At 38.0% G+C, this 16080-nt stretch carries 15 protein-coding genes and 1 other RNA gene; 12 read left to right on the top strand and 4 right to left on the bottom strand.

Annotated features, from left to right (window positions below; genetic code table 11):
• Positions 1 to 93 precede the first annotated feature (93 nt).
• The 5 genes from ACQ4KW_RS13185 to ACQ4KW_RS13165 all read left to right on the top strand — a co-directional run bounded on the left by ACQ4KW_RS13185 (position 94) and on the right by ACQ4KW_RS13165 (position 6397).
• Complete coding sequence (locus ACQ4KW_RS13185) at positions 94 to 1098, top strand: deoxyguanosinetriphosphate triphosphohydrolase (RefSeq protein ID WP_430882947.1); 1005 nt, start codon at positions 94 to 96, stop codon at positions 1096 to 1098.
• A 232-nt stretch (positions 1099 to 1330) separates the two neighbouring features.
• Complete coding sequence (dnaG, locus tag ACQ4KW_RS13180; protein ID WP_430882946.1) at positions 1331 to 3184, top strand: DNA primase; 1854 nt, start codon at positions 1331 to 1333, stop codon at positions 3182 to 3184.
• A 25-nt stretch (positions 3185 to 3209) separates the two neighbouring features.
• Complete coding sequence (gene rpoD / locus ACQ4KW_RS13175) at positions 3210 to 4328, top strand: RNA polymerase sigma factor RpoD (RefSeq protein ID WP_430882945.1); 1119 nt, start codon at positions 3210 to 3212, stop codon at positions 4326 to 4328.
• A gap of 270 nt (positions 4329 to 4598) precedes the next feature.
• Positions 4599 to 5288, top strand: coding sequence for a tRNA (adenine(22)-N(1))-methyltransferase (locus ACQ4KW_RS13170; RefSeq protein WP_430882944.1), 690 nt, complete (start codon positions 4599 to 4601; stop codon positions 5286 to 5288).
• Positions 5279 to 6397 carry a Nif3-like dinuclear metal center hexameric protein gene (locus ACQ4KW_RS13165; RefSeq protein ID WP_430882943.1) on the top strand — a complete coding sequence of 373 codons (1119 nt, stop codon included), beginning with the start codon at positions 5279 to 5281 and terminating at the stop codon, positions 6395 to 6397. Before ACQ4KW_RS13170 ends, ACQ4KW_RS13165 begins: the two co-directional genes overlap by 10 nt.
• On the opposite strand, the gene ACQ4KW_RS13160 is transcribed toward ACQ4KW_RS13165, so the two are convergent.
• The gene (locus ACQ4KW_RS13160; protein ID WP_430882942.1) at positions 6384 to 6599 is read right to left on the bottom strand and encodes a hypothetical protein; all 216 of its coding nucleotides are present in this window, start codon (positions 6597 to 6599) and stop codon (positions 6384 to 6386) included. The two genes, ACQ4KW_RS13165 and ACQ4KW_RS13160, sit on opposite strands and share 14 nt — an antisense overlap.
• Positions 6600 to 7221: 622 nt before the next feature.
• On the opposite strand from ACQ4KW_RS13160, the gene ACQ4KW_RS13155 reads away from it, so the two are divergent.
• The 3 genes from ACQ4KW_RS13155 to ACQ4KW_RS13145 all read left to right on the top strand — a co-directional run bounded on the left by ACQ4KW_RS13155 (position 7222) and on the right by ACQ4KW_RS13145 (position 9364).
• Complete coding sequence (locus ACQ4KW_RS13155; RefSeq protein WP_430882941.1) at positions 7222 to 7422, top strand: 4Fe-4S binding protein; 201 nt, start codon at positions 7222 to 7224, stop codon at positions 7420 to 7422.
• 293 nt (positions 7423 to 7715) lie between these two features.
• Positions 7716 to 8052: RNase P RNA component class A (rnpB, locus tag ACQ4KW_RS13150), an RNA gene on the top strand.
• A 1045-nt stretch (positions 8053 to 9097) separates the two neighbouring features.
• Positions 9098 to 9364 (top strand): YciI family protein, encoded by a 267-nt coding sequence (locus tag ACQ4KW_RS13145; RefSeq protein WP_430882940.1) that lies wholly within the window; start codon positions 9098 to 9100, stop codon positions 9362 to 9364.
• Positions 9365 to 9618: 254 nt separating this feature from the next.
• Here the strand turns inward: ACQ4KW_RS13145 and ACQ4KW_RS13140 are convergent, their stop codons facing one another.
• A complete protein-coding gene (locus ACQ4KW_RS13140) occupies positions 9619 to 10290 on the bottom strand; it encodes a DUF5673 domain-containing protein (RefSeq protein ID WP_430882939.1) in 672 nt (223 codons plus the stop codon).
• 118 nt (positions 10291 to 10408) lie between these two features.
• Positions 10409 to 11383: an aromatic acid exporter family protein gene (locus ACQ4KW_RS13135; RefSeq protein ID WP_430882938.1), complete on the bottom strand. Its 975-nt coding sequence runs from the start codon at positions 11381 to 11383 to the stop codon at positions 10409 to 10411.
• Positions 11384 to 11688: 305 nt separating this feature from the next.
• Between ACQ4KW_RS13135 and ACQ4KW_RS13130 the strand changes: the two genes are divergently transcribed.
• A complete protein-coding gene (locus ACQ4KW_RS13130) occupies positions 11689 to 12492 on the top strand; it encodes a GNAT family N-acetyltransferase (protein WP_430882937.1) in 804 nt (267 codons plus the stop codon).
• 32 nt (positions 12493 to 12524) lie between these two features.
• Here ACQ4KW_RS13130 and ACQ4KW_RS13125 read toward each other — a convergent pair whose 3' ends face one another.
• A complete protein-coding gene (locus ACQ4KW_RS13125; protein ID WP_430882936.1) occupies positions 12525 to 12677 on the bottom strand; it encodes a rubredoxin-like domain-containing protein in 153 nt (50 codons plus the stop codon).
• Positions 12678 to 12830: 153 nt separating this feature from the next.
• Here ACQ4KW_RS13125 and ACQ4KW_RS13120 point away from each other — a divergent pair, with 153 nt between their 5' ends.
• The 3 genes from ACQ4KW_RS13120 to ACQ4KW_RS13110 all read left to right on the top strand — a co-directional run bounded on the left by ACQ4KW_RS13120 (position 12831) and on the right by ACQ4KW_RS13110 (position 15812).
• Complete coding sequence (locus tag ACQ4KW_RS13120) at positions 12831 to 13727, top strand: hypothetical protein (protein ID WP_430882935.1); 897 nt, start codon at positions 12831 to 12833, stop codon at positions 13725 to 13727.
• 128 nt (positions 13728 to 13855) lie between these two features.
• Positions 13856 to 15244, top strand: a complete 1389-nt coding sequence (locus tag ACQ4KW_RS13115) for a DUF1566 domain-containing protein (protein ID WP_430882934.1) — start codon at positions 13856 to 13858, stop codon at positions 15242 to 15244.
• 196 nt (positions 15245 to 15440) lie between these two features.
• Complete coding sequence (locus tag ACQ4KW_RS13110) at positions 15441 to 15812, top strand: rhodanese-like domain-containing protein (protein ID WP_430882933.1); 372 nt, start codon at positions 15441 to 15443, stop codon at positions 15810 to 15812.
• Positions 15813 to 16080 lie beyond the last annotated feature (268 nt).

Below are 16080 nucleotides of genomic sequence, written 5' to 3'. Positions count from 1 at the left end.
TAAATTAAAGGAATCCTCACTTATTTATAGAAGTAATCTAAATGGTAGATTAAATGAGAATGAATATCGCAATATTTATAAGGTGGTGAGGCAATGATTGTCAGACAAGAGCAAGAAGCACTTGAGCATGAAACTTTGGGTCCGTTTGCTACAAAGGCCAACGAGAGCAGGGGCCGGCAAATGGAAGAAGAAAACTGCGAGTTTAGAACGGTGTTTCAAAGAGATAGAGATAGAATTATCCATTCAAAATCCTTTAGGAGACTAAAACATAAAACCCAAGTATTCTTATCCCCCGAGGGAGATCATTACAGAACGCGCCTAACACATACACTGGAAGTGTCTCAAATATCACGCACTATAGCAAGGGCTCTTCGGCTTAATGAAGACCTTACAGAAGCCATAGCCATGGGACATGACCTGGGTCATACCCCGTTTGGACACTGTGGCGAGTTAGAACTTAATGAAATTCATGAAAGTGGCTTTAGACATAATGAGCAAAGTCTTCGAGTTGTGGACTTTCTTGAAAGAAGGAGCAAGGAGCGTATTGGCTTAAATTTAACAGAAGAAGTACGTGATGGAATACTGAATCACACAGGGGACAAAAATCCTTTCACCCTGGAAGGACGTATTGTGAAGATGTGTGATCGAATTGCTTATATCAATCATGATATAGATGATGCCATTCGGGGCAATGTGATTCAAGTGAGCGACATACCCAAGAAGTACTTAAATGTGCTCGGGCATAGCCACAGTCAAAGAATCAATACCCTTATTAAAGACGTCATTCAAAATAGCGAAGGCAAAATGGATATTTGTATGAGTGATGAGGTCAAAGATAATTTTTTAAAGTTGAGACAGTTCATGTTTGAACAAGTTTATTTAAATAAAGAGGCAAAAAGAGAAGAAATCAAAGCTAGATATATTGTGAAGTCCCTTTATAAATATTTTTCTGAGCATCCAAATAAACTGCCAGAAGAAAGATATGAAGACTATAAAGATGTAGGACAGGAAGCTGTGAAGGATTATATAGCAGGCATGACGGACAGGTACGCTGTTAGAAAATATACATCGATATACGTGCCAAAATTTTGGACATAGCGGATTTTGTCGAATTGTTTGAAAAATAAAACTTTTATTTTTAAGAAGGAGATCACAAAGTGGTGTAGAATTACTAATACTTGTGTTCAAAATTTACTTTGGTTTAGTGGATTTTTTACGGGCTTCTTTTGGGAATCCTTTCGTGATTCTTTCTGGATTCTTTCAATAGAAATAAAGGGTTATGACAAACTTATATAGAATAATATATTCGGATTAAGTTATAGGTGATTTTATGGGTGCGAAATATGACAATAGAATAACGGAAGTCATACTGGAAAGCATTAATATTGTAGATCTCATATCCGAATATACGCCACTAAAGCGTACGGGGAGGAATTACAAAGGGTTGTGCCCATTCCACAATGAGAAAACGCCTTCATTTTCCGTGTCTGAAGACAAGCAGTTCTATCACTGTTTTGGATGTGGTGTTGGTGGAGATGCAATAAAATTTGTTCAAGAAATTGAGAACTTTGATTTTCTCGATGCCATTGAATATCTTGCTGATAAGTATGGAGTTGACATTGATGCTTATAAAAACACCAACTCGGGGAAGGCAGAGCCTGCCATTCCGCCAGAGGTAAAAAAAGCTTTGTATGCCATATCCAGAGAAGCAGCAATCATGTACTATAAGGAACTGCCTAAATCGAGTGAAGCCATGGAATATATTAAAAGGCGTGGACTGGACCAGTCGATTATAAAAAAATTTGGTCTTGGATTTGCACCAGATGATTGGCATTTTGTTCATAAAAGACTTTCTAAAAATGATAGAATCGAAAAATTACTCATTCGAGCAGGCCTTGTGGCAAAGAGTCCTAAAGGAAATGTATATGATTATTTTCGAAATAGAATCATGTTTCCAATTAGAGATATCAAAGGCAATGTGATTGCTTTCGGTGGTCGGGTTATGGATGGATCAAATCCTAAGTACTTGAACTCACCTGAAACGGACATATTTAATAAATCCAATACCTTGTATGGTCTAAACTTGGCTAAGAATACCCTTAGTGATTCTAGACAGGTTATAGTTACAGAAGGTTATATGGATGTGATCTCTCTGCATCAGCAAGGTGTAGAAAATGCAGTTGCCACCCTAGGAACGGCACTTACGACCCAGCACGGTCGCATATTGAGCCGGTACGCTGATGAAATTGTTATTTGCTATGATTCCGACAGCGCTGGGCAAAAAGCCGCTCTGAGAAGTATCGATGTCCTCCAAGGGCTTGATGCAAAAGTTAAAATTCTGACGCTTGGAGACAATATGGATCCCGATGATTTTATTAGGTCAAAGGGACGTACAGAGTTTGAAAACAGAGTTAAGACGGCAAAGAGTACAATAGATTTTAGACTGGATCTGATTCGCGTAAAATTGGACCTTCGTGATGATGAAGACAGGATAGACTATGTAAAAGGTGCTGTTGAAATATTTAAGTCCGTTAAGGATGCAGTACAGCGAAACATTTATATTGATAAAGTTGCCAAGCAGGCTATGGTGGATCCAGCTCTTATAAAACAAGAGATCGGTGCTTCATCAACACAGCCTGCTGATATAGATCAAGATTTCGTACAGCGCAGACCAGACAACGTGGAGACGGCTGTCCGAAAGAAAAAGGATCACGGTCCACTTTTGACTGTTGAAAAGAGACTTCTTGAAATCGCACTGGACTCAAAAAAAGGTTTTGAGATGCTTATGTCAGATCTGGATATAAATGACTTGCAATTTGAGCACATTCGTAGTATATTTTTATACTTGCGGGGTTATTACGAAAAGTATGACACATTCAAATTAAATATCGCTTCTGATGATATGGACCTTAAGTTGGCCACTGGGATAGAGAAGCTTATGAACAAGCATATTCCAATAGAGAATCTTCAGAAGGAAACACTATCAACAAAGCGGACTCATCGAGAACTTGTTCTTAGAAAACGACTAAGTGATAAAAAAGATGAAGTGAATATGCTTACAAGAAGCTTAAGTCATGAACGAGACGACATAAAAGAAAAACAAGAGTTATTACGGAAGTTATTCCGTGAACAACAGCAGATTGCTGAGGAAATAAGCCGGGTGCTTAACGAGAAAAGCGAATAGTAGTTGTAGAAAGGAGGGAAGTCAATTGGCTAAGAAGAAGATTGATGCTAAACAGATTGAAGCGGTTAAAGCTTTAACTGAACAAGGCAAGAAAAAAGGCTCCTTGACTTACTCTGAGATTGGGAATGCACTGAGTGAAATTAACATTGATAAGGATCAAATAGAAGATATCTATGATTCTCTTGCAGCAATGGGTATTGAAGTTATTGCTGATGATGACGAGGATATCGATGTTGATGAAAAAACTTTGAATTCTAAAGACGACGAGGAAGAGGAAGAAGAAGTAGAAGTTGAGATTACAGTTCCGAAGGGTGTTAGCATTGACGACCCTGTCAGAATGTATCTAAAAGAGATCGGTAAAGTTCCCCTACTGTCTGGTGAAGAGGAAATAGATCTTGCCAAACGTATGGAAGATGGCGATGAGTATGCTAAAAAGAAACTCTGTGAAGCCAACCTACGTCTCGTGGTTAGTATTGCAAAGCGCTATGTAGGTCGCGGTATGCTATTCCTTGATCTTATCCAGGAAGGTAATCTTGGTCTTATTAAGGCTGTTGAAAAGTTTGACTGGAGAAAGGGCTACAAGTTCTCCACATACGCAACATGGTGGATTCGTCAGGCTATTACAAGAGCTATAGCCGATCAGGCCCGTACAATCCGTATTCCAGTGCATATGGTTGAAACAATTAATAAACTGATTCGTGTATCTCGTCAGTTGCTACAAGAACTGGGACGTGAGCCAAAGCCAGAAGAGATTGCTAAGGAAATGGACATGAGCGTTGAAAAGGTAAGAGAAATTCTTAAGATTGCTCAGGAACCTGTGTCTTTAGAAACACCGATTGGTGAAGAGGAAGACAGTCATCTAGGTGATTTCATTCCTGACAACGACACCCCAGCACCTGCTGAAGCAGCGGCATTCTCAATGCTAAAAGAACAGCTGATTGAAGTGCTAGAAACATTGACACCGAGAGAACAAAAAGTACTTAAACTACGTTTTGGTCTTGAGGATGGCAGAGCACGAACGCTTGAAGAAGTTGGTAAGAAGTTCGAAGTGACAAGAGAGCGTATTCGTCAAATCGAAGCAAAGGCTCTAAGAAAGCTAAAGCACCCTTCAAGAAGCAAGAAGCTGAAGGACTACCTAGAATAAGATCAATAAGATCCGAATTTTCTAACGAGCCATTTATCCCAAATGGCTCGTTTTTAATGGTACGACCGAAATCTATGATTTCGAGCGTCGTACCTTACTCCGAACCCAGAGGGTATCGGAGTTTCTTGACTGCACGCACAGCGTGTGACCCGAAATCTATGATTTCGAGTGTCGTACCTTACTCCGAACCCGGAGGGTATCGGAGTTTCCTGACTGCACGCGCAGCGTGTGACCCGAAATCTACAAAATTCTTCTTTAAAGGAGTTTCCAATGAAATTAACACCTAGACTAAAAACCATAGCAGACCTCGTTCCAAAGGGCACAATCGTAGGAGACGTAGGATCAGATCATGGCTATGTGCCTATTTACCTGGTTGAAAACGATATTTGTGAAAGAGCCATTGCTTCTGATATTAATGAAGGGCCGACAGAAAATGCAAGACAAGCTGTTTCAGAAGCTGATTTGACAGAAAAAATTGATGTCCGTCACGGTGGAGGTCTCTTACCTTATGAAGTTGGTGAAATCGAAACGGTTATAATTGCAGGGATGGGTGGTCTTTTAATCAGGGACATTCTACTTGAGCGACCTGAAATGACAGAATCCATCAAGACTTTTGTTCTTCAACCAATGGTTGCCCAAGATGAACTCAGGATGTGGCTCAGTCAAAATGGTTTTAAAATTGTTGATGAGAAACTCTCTCAAGAAGCCCATAGAATGTATGAAATTCTTGTTGTTGAACATGGTCAAATGACAATTGAAGATCCATTAAGTTATGAAATTGGCATAAAGCTATTAAAAGAAAATGATCCACTTTCTCAAGTGTTTATTGATAAGAAAATTAAGCAAACAAGTGAGATCATTCGTGGTCTGGAGGCCAGTAAAACGCCTGAGGTCAAAGTGAAATTACCTGAGCTAAAAGAGAAGTTAGTAAGGCTGGAGGGGATTCGCAAGTGTTTGTAAATTCAAAAAAAATCATTAAAATTATGAATGAAATGGCACCTGAAAGACTGGCTGAATCATGGGATAATGTTGGACTCTTAGTGGGAAACGAAGATTCGGAAATCGATAGAGTCCTAGTGGCTCTTGAAGCGACTGAAGCGGTCGTCGATGAGGCAATTGCAAATAATATAGACCTTATTATTTGTCATCACCCACTGCTCTTTAAGCCGATGAAGAAGATTACAGATGCTGACCCTATTGGCAGACTTGTGAGGAAACTTATTAAGAATGATATAAGTCTGTATGCTGCGCACACCAATCTCGATATAGCAAAAGAGGGCACTAACGATTACATTGCTGAACTGCTTGATTTGAAGATAGTCAGTGGTCTTGAAAAGACTGGGTCTGAAAAATATATGAAACTCGCGGTGTTTGTCCCTCTTGAAGATGTTGAGAGTGTTAGAAAAGCTGTGGCAAATGCAGGTGCAGGTCACATTGGTACATATTCAGACTGTGCATTCATGACAGAAGGCAGGGGGATGTTCAAACCACTCGAGGGTTCAAATCCTCATATAGGCTCGGTCAATGAAATCGAAAAAGTAAGAGAAGTCAAGCTGGAAGTTGTGACAGACATGCAAAATCTTCACCGCGTTATAAACGCAATGTTAAAAGCGCATCCATACGAAGTACCAGCCTATGATGTCTGGGGACTAGAAAATGAAATTGAAAGCCATTTCTTGGGTCGTTTTGGATTAATAGATGGCACGTACACTCTTGAAGAATTTTCAGCATTTGTCAAAGAAAAGCTTCATGTGGATCAGCTTAGATATGTAGGAGATTCACAAAAGCGTGTTCGAAAAGCAGCAATATGTACTGGCGCAGGGGCTGATGTCATGAAGATGGCAGTTAAAAAAGGCTGTGATGTTCTTATCACAGGGGACTTAAAATATCATGAAGCCCAGAGCGCCCTTCAAATGAACTTATGTGTGATTGATGCTGGACACTACGAGACAGAACAGATCTATGTAAAACGCCTGAGTGAAAAGCTTAGAATGGCCGTAGAGAAAAAAGAGTATGATGTGGCTATTATTGAGTCGAAGAAGGAAGAAAACCCTTTTAAAGGGCTATAGATTGACTTAGAACATGGGTGAAGGGGGCTGTTGCAAAGGCAGCCCTTTCGAATGAGTATATATGAAATGCAGAGCAATCTTCGATTGCTTCATGTTCTGAATAGGGCGGGTTGTCCGTAGAGGTGTAATGCGGTTTTGTATCTTTATTGTTCTTAAGGTGTTGAGTGTATAAGAAATGCAGAGCAATCTTCGATTGCTTCATGTTCTGAATAGGACAGATTGTATGCTGAGGTGTAATGCGGTTTTGTATCTTTATGATTCTTAAGGTGTTGAGTGTATAAGAAATGCAGAGCAATCTTCGATTGCTTCTGTCGCGACGCGCGCCAGATATTTAAAAAGCTATAGGTGTAAAATCGAATGCGTATTCGATTTTACACCTATAGCTTTTTAAATGCATTTCTTTGCATTTCACGAAAAAAAAGAACCCACTCCGGAGAGTGGGCATTTTGAATGGTAAACGGCTAAACAAAATAGGAGGTTATTCGGTATATAACCGAATTCTGAATTTATTCCAATTTGTAAAAAAAGGAATATGTCAGATAATAAGCGGGTATGTCAGGACACTTAGGAACTGAAGGGGGTTCATTCCTGGATTGCCATAATTGTGGGGGCTGACAATCACCGTGTACCTGATTCACAAATCACCTTGTGATCTGTAACCATAGTATAACATAAAGTATACTAAAATGCTACACTTTTAATGAAAAAAGTTATCAATTAGATAAAAATACGAAAATGACGAAACTTGAATCACCTTGACTTCTTTTCTGTTATTATGTATATTGAATAAAAAGAACCCCTGTATAGGGGGGTGGAGGCTGAAGATGAAAAAAGCAGTTATTGATGTAAAAAAGTGTGACAAATCGCCATTTTGTCCAGTTAAAAGGGTCTGTCCAGTTAAAGCGGTCAGCCAGAAAGTAAGGTTGTTTGGTAGTGGCACACCTGTTATTGACAAGGATGTATGTATTGGTTGCGGAAAATGTGTGCCTGTCTGTCCAATGAAGGCTGTTAAAATGCACTATTGATGGCTTGAAAAAGGCTAGATTAGATGCATTGATTTCTTTTATGTGACGCCATGAAGTGTGGGTGATCTTGTAGTGTGTTTAGAAAATCTTCACCTATGCAACTCCTTGTTACAACATATGCTGTCACTTGCTCTTACTATTATGTATATGAAATGGTATAAAATTGATTTCAATGCACCGATCTTGATATTGACCAAGCGGAGTTTGCTTAATATTCCTAAGAAAACATGCTTGAGTTAAGTGATTTAGATTGATTTTTAGATGAAATTAGTATAAAATGTACTTTGTGCGAATGAGTAAGTTAAGTGATCGCGTGAATTTTCACGAGGAAAGTCCGGGCTCCATAGAGCAGGGTGCTGGGTAACTCCCAGTGGAGGTGACTCCAAGGAAAGTGCAACAGAAATATACCGCCACATCTGTGGTAAGGGTGGAAAGGTGAGGTAAGAGCTCACCAGCGTAATGGCGACTTTGCGGCTCTGTAAACCCCATCTGGAGCAAGACCAAGTAGGGGCACAAAAGGCGGTAGCTCGCCGCTGACCCCGGTGGTAGGTCGCTGGAACCTGATGGTAACATCAGGCCTAGATAGATGATCACTCACGACAGAACCCGGCTTATCGACTTACTCGTTCATACCAATAAAGATGCATTGCCTTTGAAAGAAGATTTCAAGGTCAATGCATCTTTATTTTTTTGAAAAGAATTGGATGAAGTATTCATGGTCAAGACGTTTGACAAAGCACTAATCATGTCATTGTGTTCATCCAAACTTGGAAATGGATAATACTAAATAGGTGTTTTATGATGCTATTCAAACCATACAAAATTGGGGATATTCGAAAATGAAAGAAAAAATAGGCGTGTTTACGTTAAATGAAAGCATGTGCAATAAATCGCAGTTGGTGTAATTTTATACCTTTGTTATTTTTAATTAGAAAATGGAATATAAAAGGAAGCGTGGACGAGAGATCAACCAAATACTATGAAGATTGTTGACCGCTAGGTTGGATCTTTTACAGAACCAACAGAATATCTTCACCTTGATGTTAAATAGTAAGTATGTTAATACCCTGAGTGGGGAGATATTGAATGTTTGTTCTACTACCAATTAAATAAGCATAAAAAAACTGCTTGGTTTAAACCAGGCAGTTTTAATGTATGCTTAATGAATAATATGACGATACTCAATAATTCTGGCACTGTTTTGTAGAATCTGAATAGATAGCCAAAGTCCCCATCCTGATAATATTGCTGCAACTAGGTGGAGTATGTACATAAACTTAGATGCATTCTTCTCTACATAAATTTCAATAATGTTGACGAAACAGACCATAAGTGTCGAGAATAAAAGTAAGGGCTGTAAGAGCACTAAATTCGTAAAAAATACGTAAATCGCAGCCAAAGCGGTTGCAAATATAATTATTAACTTAAATTGACGAAAGGGTTGAGCCAATAAATTCATCTATAACTCCTTCATAATTTGTTTACAAATATAAGAGATTGCCAAAATGATTATATCAAATTCTACAGAAATTGGAATAGGAAATATAAAGAAATTAAATAAAAAATTAACTCAAACGGATATTTTAAAGATTTGTGTACTTATACATAGAAATTCGACAAAATATGACATATAATTCACTTAAAATGTCGTCGGAGTATAGAGAGGAGAGATACCATGCCGTATTTTGTGGCGTTATTTGAAATGATCGATAAAGACAAGGACAAAGACATCTTAGATGTACATATTGATTTCCTTAATGAGAATATAAAAAAAGGAAATATTTTTGCAAAAGGCCCATTCATGGACCATTCTGGTGGTCTCGTGATTTACAAAATGAAAACTTTTGAAGAAGCAGAGTGTCTTGCAAAAAGTGACCCTGTCATTGTGAATAATACAAGAAAATTAATTTTTAAAGAATGGAAGACGACACTTCCTGAGTAATAGAAAATACAATACCGTTCAAGAACGTTTAGTCAGTAGACTATATTCCTGAACGGTATTTATGTGTCACCCTTTTTTTAAACCGACTTGCACGATCATATGTGATGAATTTTGATCTTCTCACAAAACACAAGGTATAAAGGACAAATTGCTCTAAACCATTTATAATTCATCTCACAAAGTGGGGGTATGTTTCAAGGTCTATAAATGGTATGAGCTATGTAAGTGTTCGGCATAATAATAATCTAGTTCGACTAACTGGCGTTGGCAGACTCCTCTACCTTTGAAAAAGCTTGAACTTCATGGCGCAGATATGTCTTGATCTCACTGATTTCGTCATTATTTATTAGGATTTCAACTTCCTTATAATCATTTGAGAACATGCCTGTTTGATTCAGTACAAGTTTTAGATTTGTCTTGTCATTTTGCTCAATAAACTCATAGGATCGTACCACATTAAAACTATGGAATTGTTTGGTCACAACAATACCATTGGTGTATATGCCATCCTTATAAAACTTAAAAATAAGTTCAGACAGTCCTGTTAAGACAAGGGCTAACAGTGTTGGAATTTCCTCAGTGAAGTCATTAAAACTTCGAAAAGAATCTAGATCTACTGAATTAGATCTAAGGAGTTGTCTTTCAAGTGAAAAAGTGTAATCGAAATTAAGCACTTGAAATGGGGATGTATAATATTTTTCATAAATATAAAAACTATTAAAATCTAGTTTAGATACTATAAAATATGCTATTATACTAAACATTGTAAAGGAGAATATTAGTCCCCACCATTTATTTTTGTTTTCTTCCTCGAATTTATACAGCAGGTCGCCTTTGTCAGACATGAGTTTATATACTGTCATATAGTTGTATATAGCCTTTAAAAAAATTATGGTTGGTAGTAATAGTCCTATGTATGAAATCATCTAAATCACGCTCCTGCGAAGCATGATAACAAAAACAAATATAAAAATACAGCAATTAACTAAAATTGTAATTTGTGTGAAATAAACCCCTAATCCAGTCTGGAATTAGGGGTTTGTTTTAACTTGATGGCATTTGATCACCATATTTTTCAGAAAAACGGACTTTAATGGCAATGAACTCATTTAAATCATTAAGATACTGAATCAGTGCTGCACGGTTTTCAAATTCTATTCTAGACTTTGGTAGTTCTGTGTCCCGAAAATCTTCACGTATATCCTTTAGGCGAGCAAGAAGTGTCAGGCCGTCATTGCCTTCATCATACTCATAGGCCAGTCGACCTGTGAATTTACTCAATATCATGGCCTCACCTTGGTTAACAAAAACCATATCCAGATGTTCTCGCATATACATTATTCTATAGAGCTGGTCTTGTCTCATTTGAAAGTATTCAAGGTAATACCTATTGTCAGTTAAAAAGTAGTTGTTCATATAGATATAAGACTGTCTTTTGGCATCTTTAATGTAATTTTCAAGATCCTTCATGGACGGTTCTTCGTCATGAATGGTACAAAGGTTTCTGATGTTTAAACTCATGGTCCATAAGAGAGCCCGCATTCTTTTTTCCACTTCAGCTTGCATGTCTATTAAGTGACTTTCTTTATCAGGCATGTGTAAATTGAGCACTAGGGCAGTGATTGCTCCGAGGACCACAAGTGCAAATTCATTTAGAAGAATGTATATGGATATAGAGTGATATGTCAAGAGGTGTGAGGCAAGGACGATGTTTACAACAATGCCCTCTCTGGCATTCAGCCGATCCGCCACCGGAATAATGATTAGTAAAAAAATGCCCAGGTTTAAGGTTTTGTAGCCAAACACTGAGAAGACAATAACAGCAAGGATTAGGCCAGCTGCTGTGGAGTAAAGTCTGCGCCAAGCCACCCGAGCGGACTCTTTTTTCGATTCGAGCATATTTAAAATAGTTATAATACCTGCCGATACAGGAAAATCGAGTTTAAAGAGGCTTGCTAATAAAACAGCTGCTGTAAATCCCAAACTCATCTTAATTGTTTTATATATTAATTTATTCAAAGTGCACCTACCTTATTTTGCGAAATGTACAAACGGGTTCACAAAGTACGAATGTTTTGTTTTATGGCGTTCCCACCTTGGTCATATATGTATTATACAATGGGAATACTCCGAGCTTAGTGGAATCAGTGTTAAATGTCAATTAATAATACCCAAATTGTCCATCAATCTTCAGTGAATCATCAAATTGATTTCACCGAATTACAGTGGTATACTATCAAAAATTAGTATCGTGACGTTTTCTTGAGTGGCTTGATCGGAATAGATAGAACCAGTTTAAGAGATAAGATAGAGGGGGACTAACAATGATAAGAAAGCTAGATGAATATGATAAAGAGCAAGTGCTTGAATACTTAGGAGAGGAACCAGCGATCAACCTATTCTTTATTGGGGATATTGAAAGCTTTGGTTTTGATAAAGATTTCCAAGAAATATGGGCTGATTTTAACATAGATGGAGATATCCAGGCTGTGTTTTTAAGATTTTATGAAAATTTCATACCATATAGTAAAATCAGCGATTATGATTGGTCTGCATTCAAGGAAATGGTTATTAAGACTGAAAAAGAGACTGAAGGCCATGTGATGATGTCAGGCAAAGAGTCTATAATTGAAAAATTCAATGACATTCTTCCAAATCATAAAAGAAGAAGCACATTCTTTTGTGAAATAACGGATAAGGATAAACTCGTAAAGGAGGGGCTAGACGATGTAAAAGTTGCAAATGTAAATGATGCTGAACGCATTTATAACTTGATTAAACAAATAGAAGAGTTTCGTACGAGTGTGGTTGAAATAGATAGGATCAAGCAGAAAATTGAAACACAGACTGGTCGGGTATACTACTTTGACAATGAAGAAGAAATGACAACTGTGGCTCAAACCACTGCTGAAAACTCAATGTCGGCTATGGTGGTGGGCGTTGCAACCCTTAAGGATCACAGAAACAAAGGCCAGATGAGCCGATGTCTTTCAAAACTATGCATGGATTTACTTGATGAGGACAAGACCTTGTGCTTGTTTTATGACAATCCGAAAGCTGGAAAGGTATATCATAAACTTGGTTTCAAGACATTAGAAAAATGGACAATGGTAAGTTATGATGCATAAAAAAGTGGGTGGTCACAAGACCACCCGCTTTTTTAAATGTCATTAAGAAGATGTGCGAGTTCTTTCATGCTTTCTTCAGTCTTTTCAACAAAATGACTTTTAAGTGCAAAGCACATAGGGCATACATCTGGTGGGCCATCTCCCTTATGGATATGTCCACAAACGTCGCAAATATACTCTTTCATGTCTAGTCCCCCTTCTTTTATTTATTATATAAGTGATTATTACCCTAAACCAGGGTATATATCCACAAAGATGAGACTCGAAGTTCATTAAGTCATAGGCCTTATCGAGGATAATCAATTTTTTAGTCAATAAAAGTGAGAGAGGATGGAAAAATGAAAAAGATCTTATCGGTGGCACTTGCAGTGGCCATTATTTTTTTGGGAATCCCAGTATACTCAGACACATATATGACGCAAGCGGTTGATCAGACACAAGAATATGAAGAAATTATTTTAAATGCAATCGATTATTACATGGAGATTAAAGATGACTATAAAGAAACTGCCCGCGTGTTATCGGCAGACGTTAGAAATGCCTTTATATTGCTATTAGATAATGATATAGATAGTGAGGCGCTTAAGCAATCTATCGACAAGCTTGAAATGACTATGAAAGAACATATAGTTGAGCTAGAGGCAGAATTACAAGAAGACAAGGAAGCTATTTTAAGTGAAGTTGTAGAACTTGGTGAGATGCTAACAACCACGCCCCTAGACGAAGGGGCTCTTGATGCAATTATGGACAGACTTGATGAACTTTATGATGAACTTGAAGATATTGAAGCGTTTGAAGATGAGTATGATGAAGATTTCATGGGCTTAGAAAACGAACTGACAGGGCGGATAAATGAATTGCTTTTGAAACTCAACGATATTGAAGGCCAGCTTCAAGATAAGTATGGTGTGGACTACAACTATGAAGATCTGTTAGACAATGATGAATACGATAATGAATACGATAATGAATACGATAATGAATACGATAATGAATACGATGATGACTATGATGATGACTATGATGATGACTACGATGATGACTACGATGATGACTATGATGATGATTACGATGATGACTACGATGATGACTACGATGATGACTATGATGATGATTACGATGATGACTATGATGATGACTACGACGATGACTACGATGATGACTACGATGATGACTATGATGATGACTACGATGATGACTACGACGATGACTACGATAATGATTACGATGACTAATCGTAGTCATTAAGCATGAGACATTCATATGGGATTTATAAAAATTCCACACATTTCTCTCACATGTCCGAGTTATTATAACCACAAGGTCCTTAACAGTGGGAATAAAATTGAGGAAGGTGAGTGAAATGGTAAAAAAAACAATAAAAATGGGCCCAAGAACAATAGTTATACTCTTATTTGTTGCTGCTATTGCTAGCCATTTGGGCTATGCAAATGGTCATAATGTAATGGGACCAGGACAAGAAGGTTTTACGCATGGTGCCAACAAGGTAAACAGCCTTTACACGAAGCAAAATCATGTTATAAAAGTGAATGAAGTGCCTGTGACCCGGACTATTACAACGACTGTTAATGACATCGGTGATTTGACTTATCCTGTTGTCGATACCAATCAGAATCTAGCATTTAGTACCAGAGGCCAGTCTATTGACCCCTTGCCATTCCAAAGCTCTTATGGACAAGATGCAAATTATTTAGGCTACCAGCCCAATTACACTGACAATGGTGATGGTACTATCACAGATGAGGTGACTGGACTCATGTGGTCAAAGAGTCCGGGGGAAAAAGTAAGTTATCAAGAGGCTTTAAAGAATGCAGATAGCCTGAGTTTAGGTGGTTATAGCGACTGGAGGCTGGCAACCATTAAGGAGCTTTACTCCCTTATTGATTTTTCAGGCATTGACCCTGAAATCACTTCAACAAATAAGACGTCATTAGAGCCATTTATTGATACAGAGTACTTTGATTTTTCTTATGGTGATACTGAGACAGGAGAACGGATTATTGACTCACAGTTCATTTCGAGGACAAAGTACACATCAACCACAATGTTTGGAAATGAGACAGTTTTCGGCGTGAACTTTGCTGATGGACGTATCAAGGGGTATCCAGTCTATGATATGAAAAAAGGTGAAGATAAAAAGTTTTATGCCCTTTATGTTCGAGGGAATACATCCTATGGTCAAAATGATTATTATGACAACGGAGACGGAACGATCACAGATCGAGCCAGCGGGCTAATGTGGATGAAAACAGATAGCGGGGAAGGTATGGACTGGGAAACAGCCTTGACTTATGCAAACAGTTCTAATTATGCCGGGTATGATGACTGGAGACTCCCTAATGCAAAAGAACTTCAGTCAATTGTTGATTATTCAAGCTCACCACATGCTACAGACTTCGCTGCAATAGATCCGATCTTTAACATTTCTATAATAGAAGATGAGTCCAGTGGAGTGAATTATCCATTTTACTGGTCAAGCACGACGCACATATCCAGCACACGTGGCGGTCTATCGGCTGTATATGTAGCCTTTGGAGAAGCCCTTGGCTATATGGAAGATCGTAAGAGTGGACAGATAAAACTATTAGATGTTCATGGCGCAGGTGCACAAAGAAGTGACTTAAAAACAGGTCGTGCTGAAATGTTTCCAACAGGCAGGGGACCGCAAGGCGATGTGGTTCGAATTGAAAACTATGTTAGACTTGTTCGATCTGTTAATGTAAGTGAATAGAAAAACAATGAGGCTGTGCCTTTCAGCTTGTGGATAGCCACAAGCTGGGAGGGGCAGTCTTTTTCGTTAAGTGGGTATGGAAAATGGGTAAGTATAAAGCAGAAAAAATCAATTTTAGTGAGACACTTTGTTGAAAAATTAGTCAGTGGTTTGAAACTGAGATTTGTACAGAGTGGACATAGGTAAGGAGGCGCCAATGGAAGAACATCTTACAAAATATAGTTTTGATCCTGGACAAATAAGTGGATATACCATAGAGGCACCAACCTTGTCTTCATGGCTAAAAGGAGAAGACAGACCCCTTGTTCTTGACATTCGCAATAAGGAAGACTACCAAAAGTCATACATCAAGAATTCCGTACATTCAGAGTGGGACGAAGTAGAAGACAAAATCCGACTCGGTATGTTTCCAAGACATAAAAAAATAGTTGTGGTGTGTTATGTTGGTATATCATCAGCAGAAATTGCCACGGACTTACGCATGGCAGGATATGATGCATACACTCTTAAAGGCGGTATCAGAGGCGAGTGGACGCAAAGGGGATACCCCCTTGAAAAACAAGTTTGAAGGCTGTAAAATCTGTATTATTAAAAGTTTTGAAGGATGCTAAAATATACACTGACTATTATAATTATTAAACTTTTTTCAAAAAATACGTTGACATCATATTCATTTCTTGAGTATAATCCGTAATAACAACACGAACATATGGAGTTTGTGCAGGAAAAATATTTGTTAAAAAAGTTGAATTTCAGGAAAACGGTGATTTCTATGTTAACTCGTGATTTATTAAATGCGACATTTGAATATTTTTATTTCTTTATCTGGGGCTTTT

This window comes from Tianxiuia mixotrophica (assembly GCF_050596425.1).
Taxonomy (GTDB): Bacteria; Bacillota; Clostridia; order Peptostreptococcales; family Acidaminobacteraceae.
The sequence above is the reverse complement of the archived record's forward strand: the minus strand, read 5'-3'. Positions and strand labels throughout refer to the sequence as shown.

Coding starts and splice junctions, on each gene's coding strand:
- ACQ4KW_RS13185 (WP_430882947.1), top strand. CDS start 94: ATGATTGTCAGACAAGAGCAAGAAGCACTTGAGCATGAAACTTTGGGT.
- dnaG (WP_430882946.1), top strand. CDS start 1,331: ATGGGTGCGAAATATGACAATAGAATAACGGAAGTCATACTGGAAAGC.
- ACQ4KW_RS13170 (WP_430882944.1), top strand. CDS start 4,599: ATGAAATTAACACCTAGACTAAAAACCATAGCAGACCTCGTTCCAAAG.
- ACQ4KW_RS13160 (WP_430882942.1), bottom strand. CDS start 6,599: ATGAAGCAATCGAAGATTGCTCTGCATTTCTTATACACTCAACACCTT.
- ACQ4KW_RS13155 (WP_430882941.1), top strand. CDS start 7,222: ATGAAAAAAGCAGTTATTGATGTAAAAAAGTGTGACAAATCGCCATTT.
- ACQ4KW_RS13145 (WP_430882940.1), top strand. CDS start 9,098: ATGCCGTATTTTGTGGCGTTATTTGAAATGATCGATAAAGACAAGGAC.
- ACQ4KW_RS13140 (WP_430882939.1), bottom strand. CDS start 10,290: ATGATTTCATACATAGGACTATTACTACCAACCATAATTTTTTTAAAG.
- ACQ4KW_RS13130 (WP_430882937.1), top strand. CDS start 11,689: ATGATAAGAAAGCTAGATGAATATGATAAAGAGCAAGTGCTTGAATAC.
- ACQ4KW_RS13125 (WP_430882936.1), bottom strand. CDS start 12,677: ATGAAAGAGTATATTTGCGACGTTTGTGGACATATCCATAAGGGAGAT.
- ACQ4KW_RS13120 (WP_430882935.1), top strand. CDS start 12,831: ATGAAAAAGATCTTATCGGTGGCACTTGCAGTGGCCATTATTTTTTTG.
- ACQ4KW_RS13115 (WP_430882934.1), top strand. CDS start 13,856: ATGGTAAAAAAAACAATAAAAATGGGCCCAAGAACAATAGTTATACTC.
- ACQ4KW_RS13110 (WP_430882933.1), top strand. CDS start 15,441: ATGGAAGAACATCTTACAAAATATAGTTTTGATCCTGGACAAATAAGT.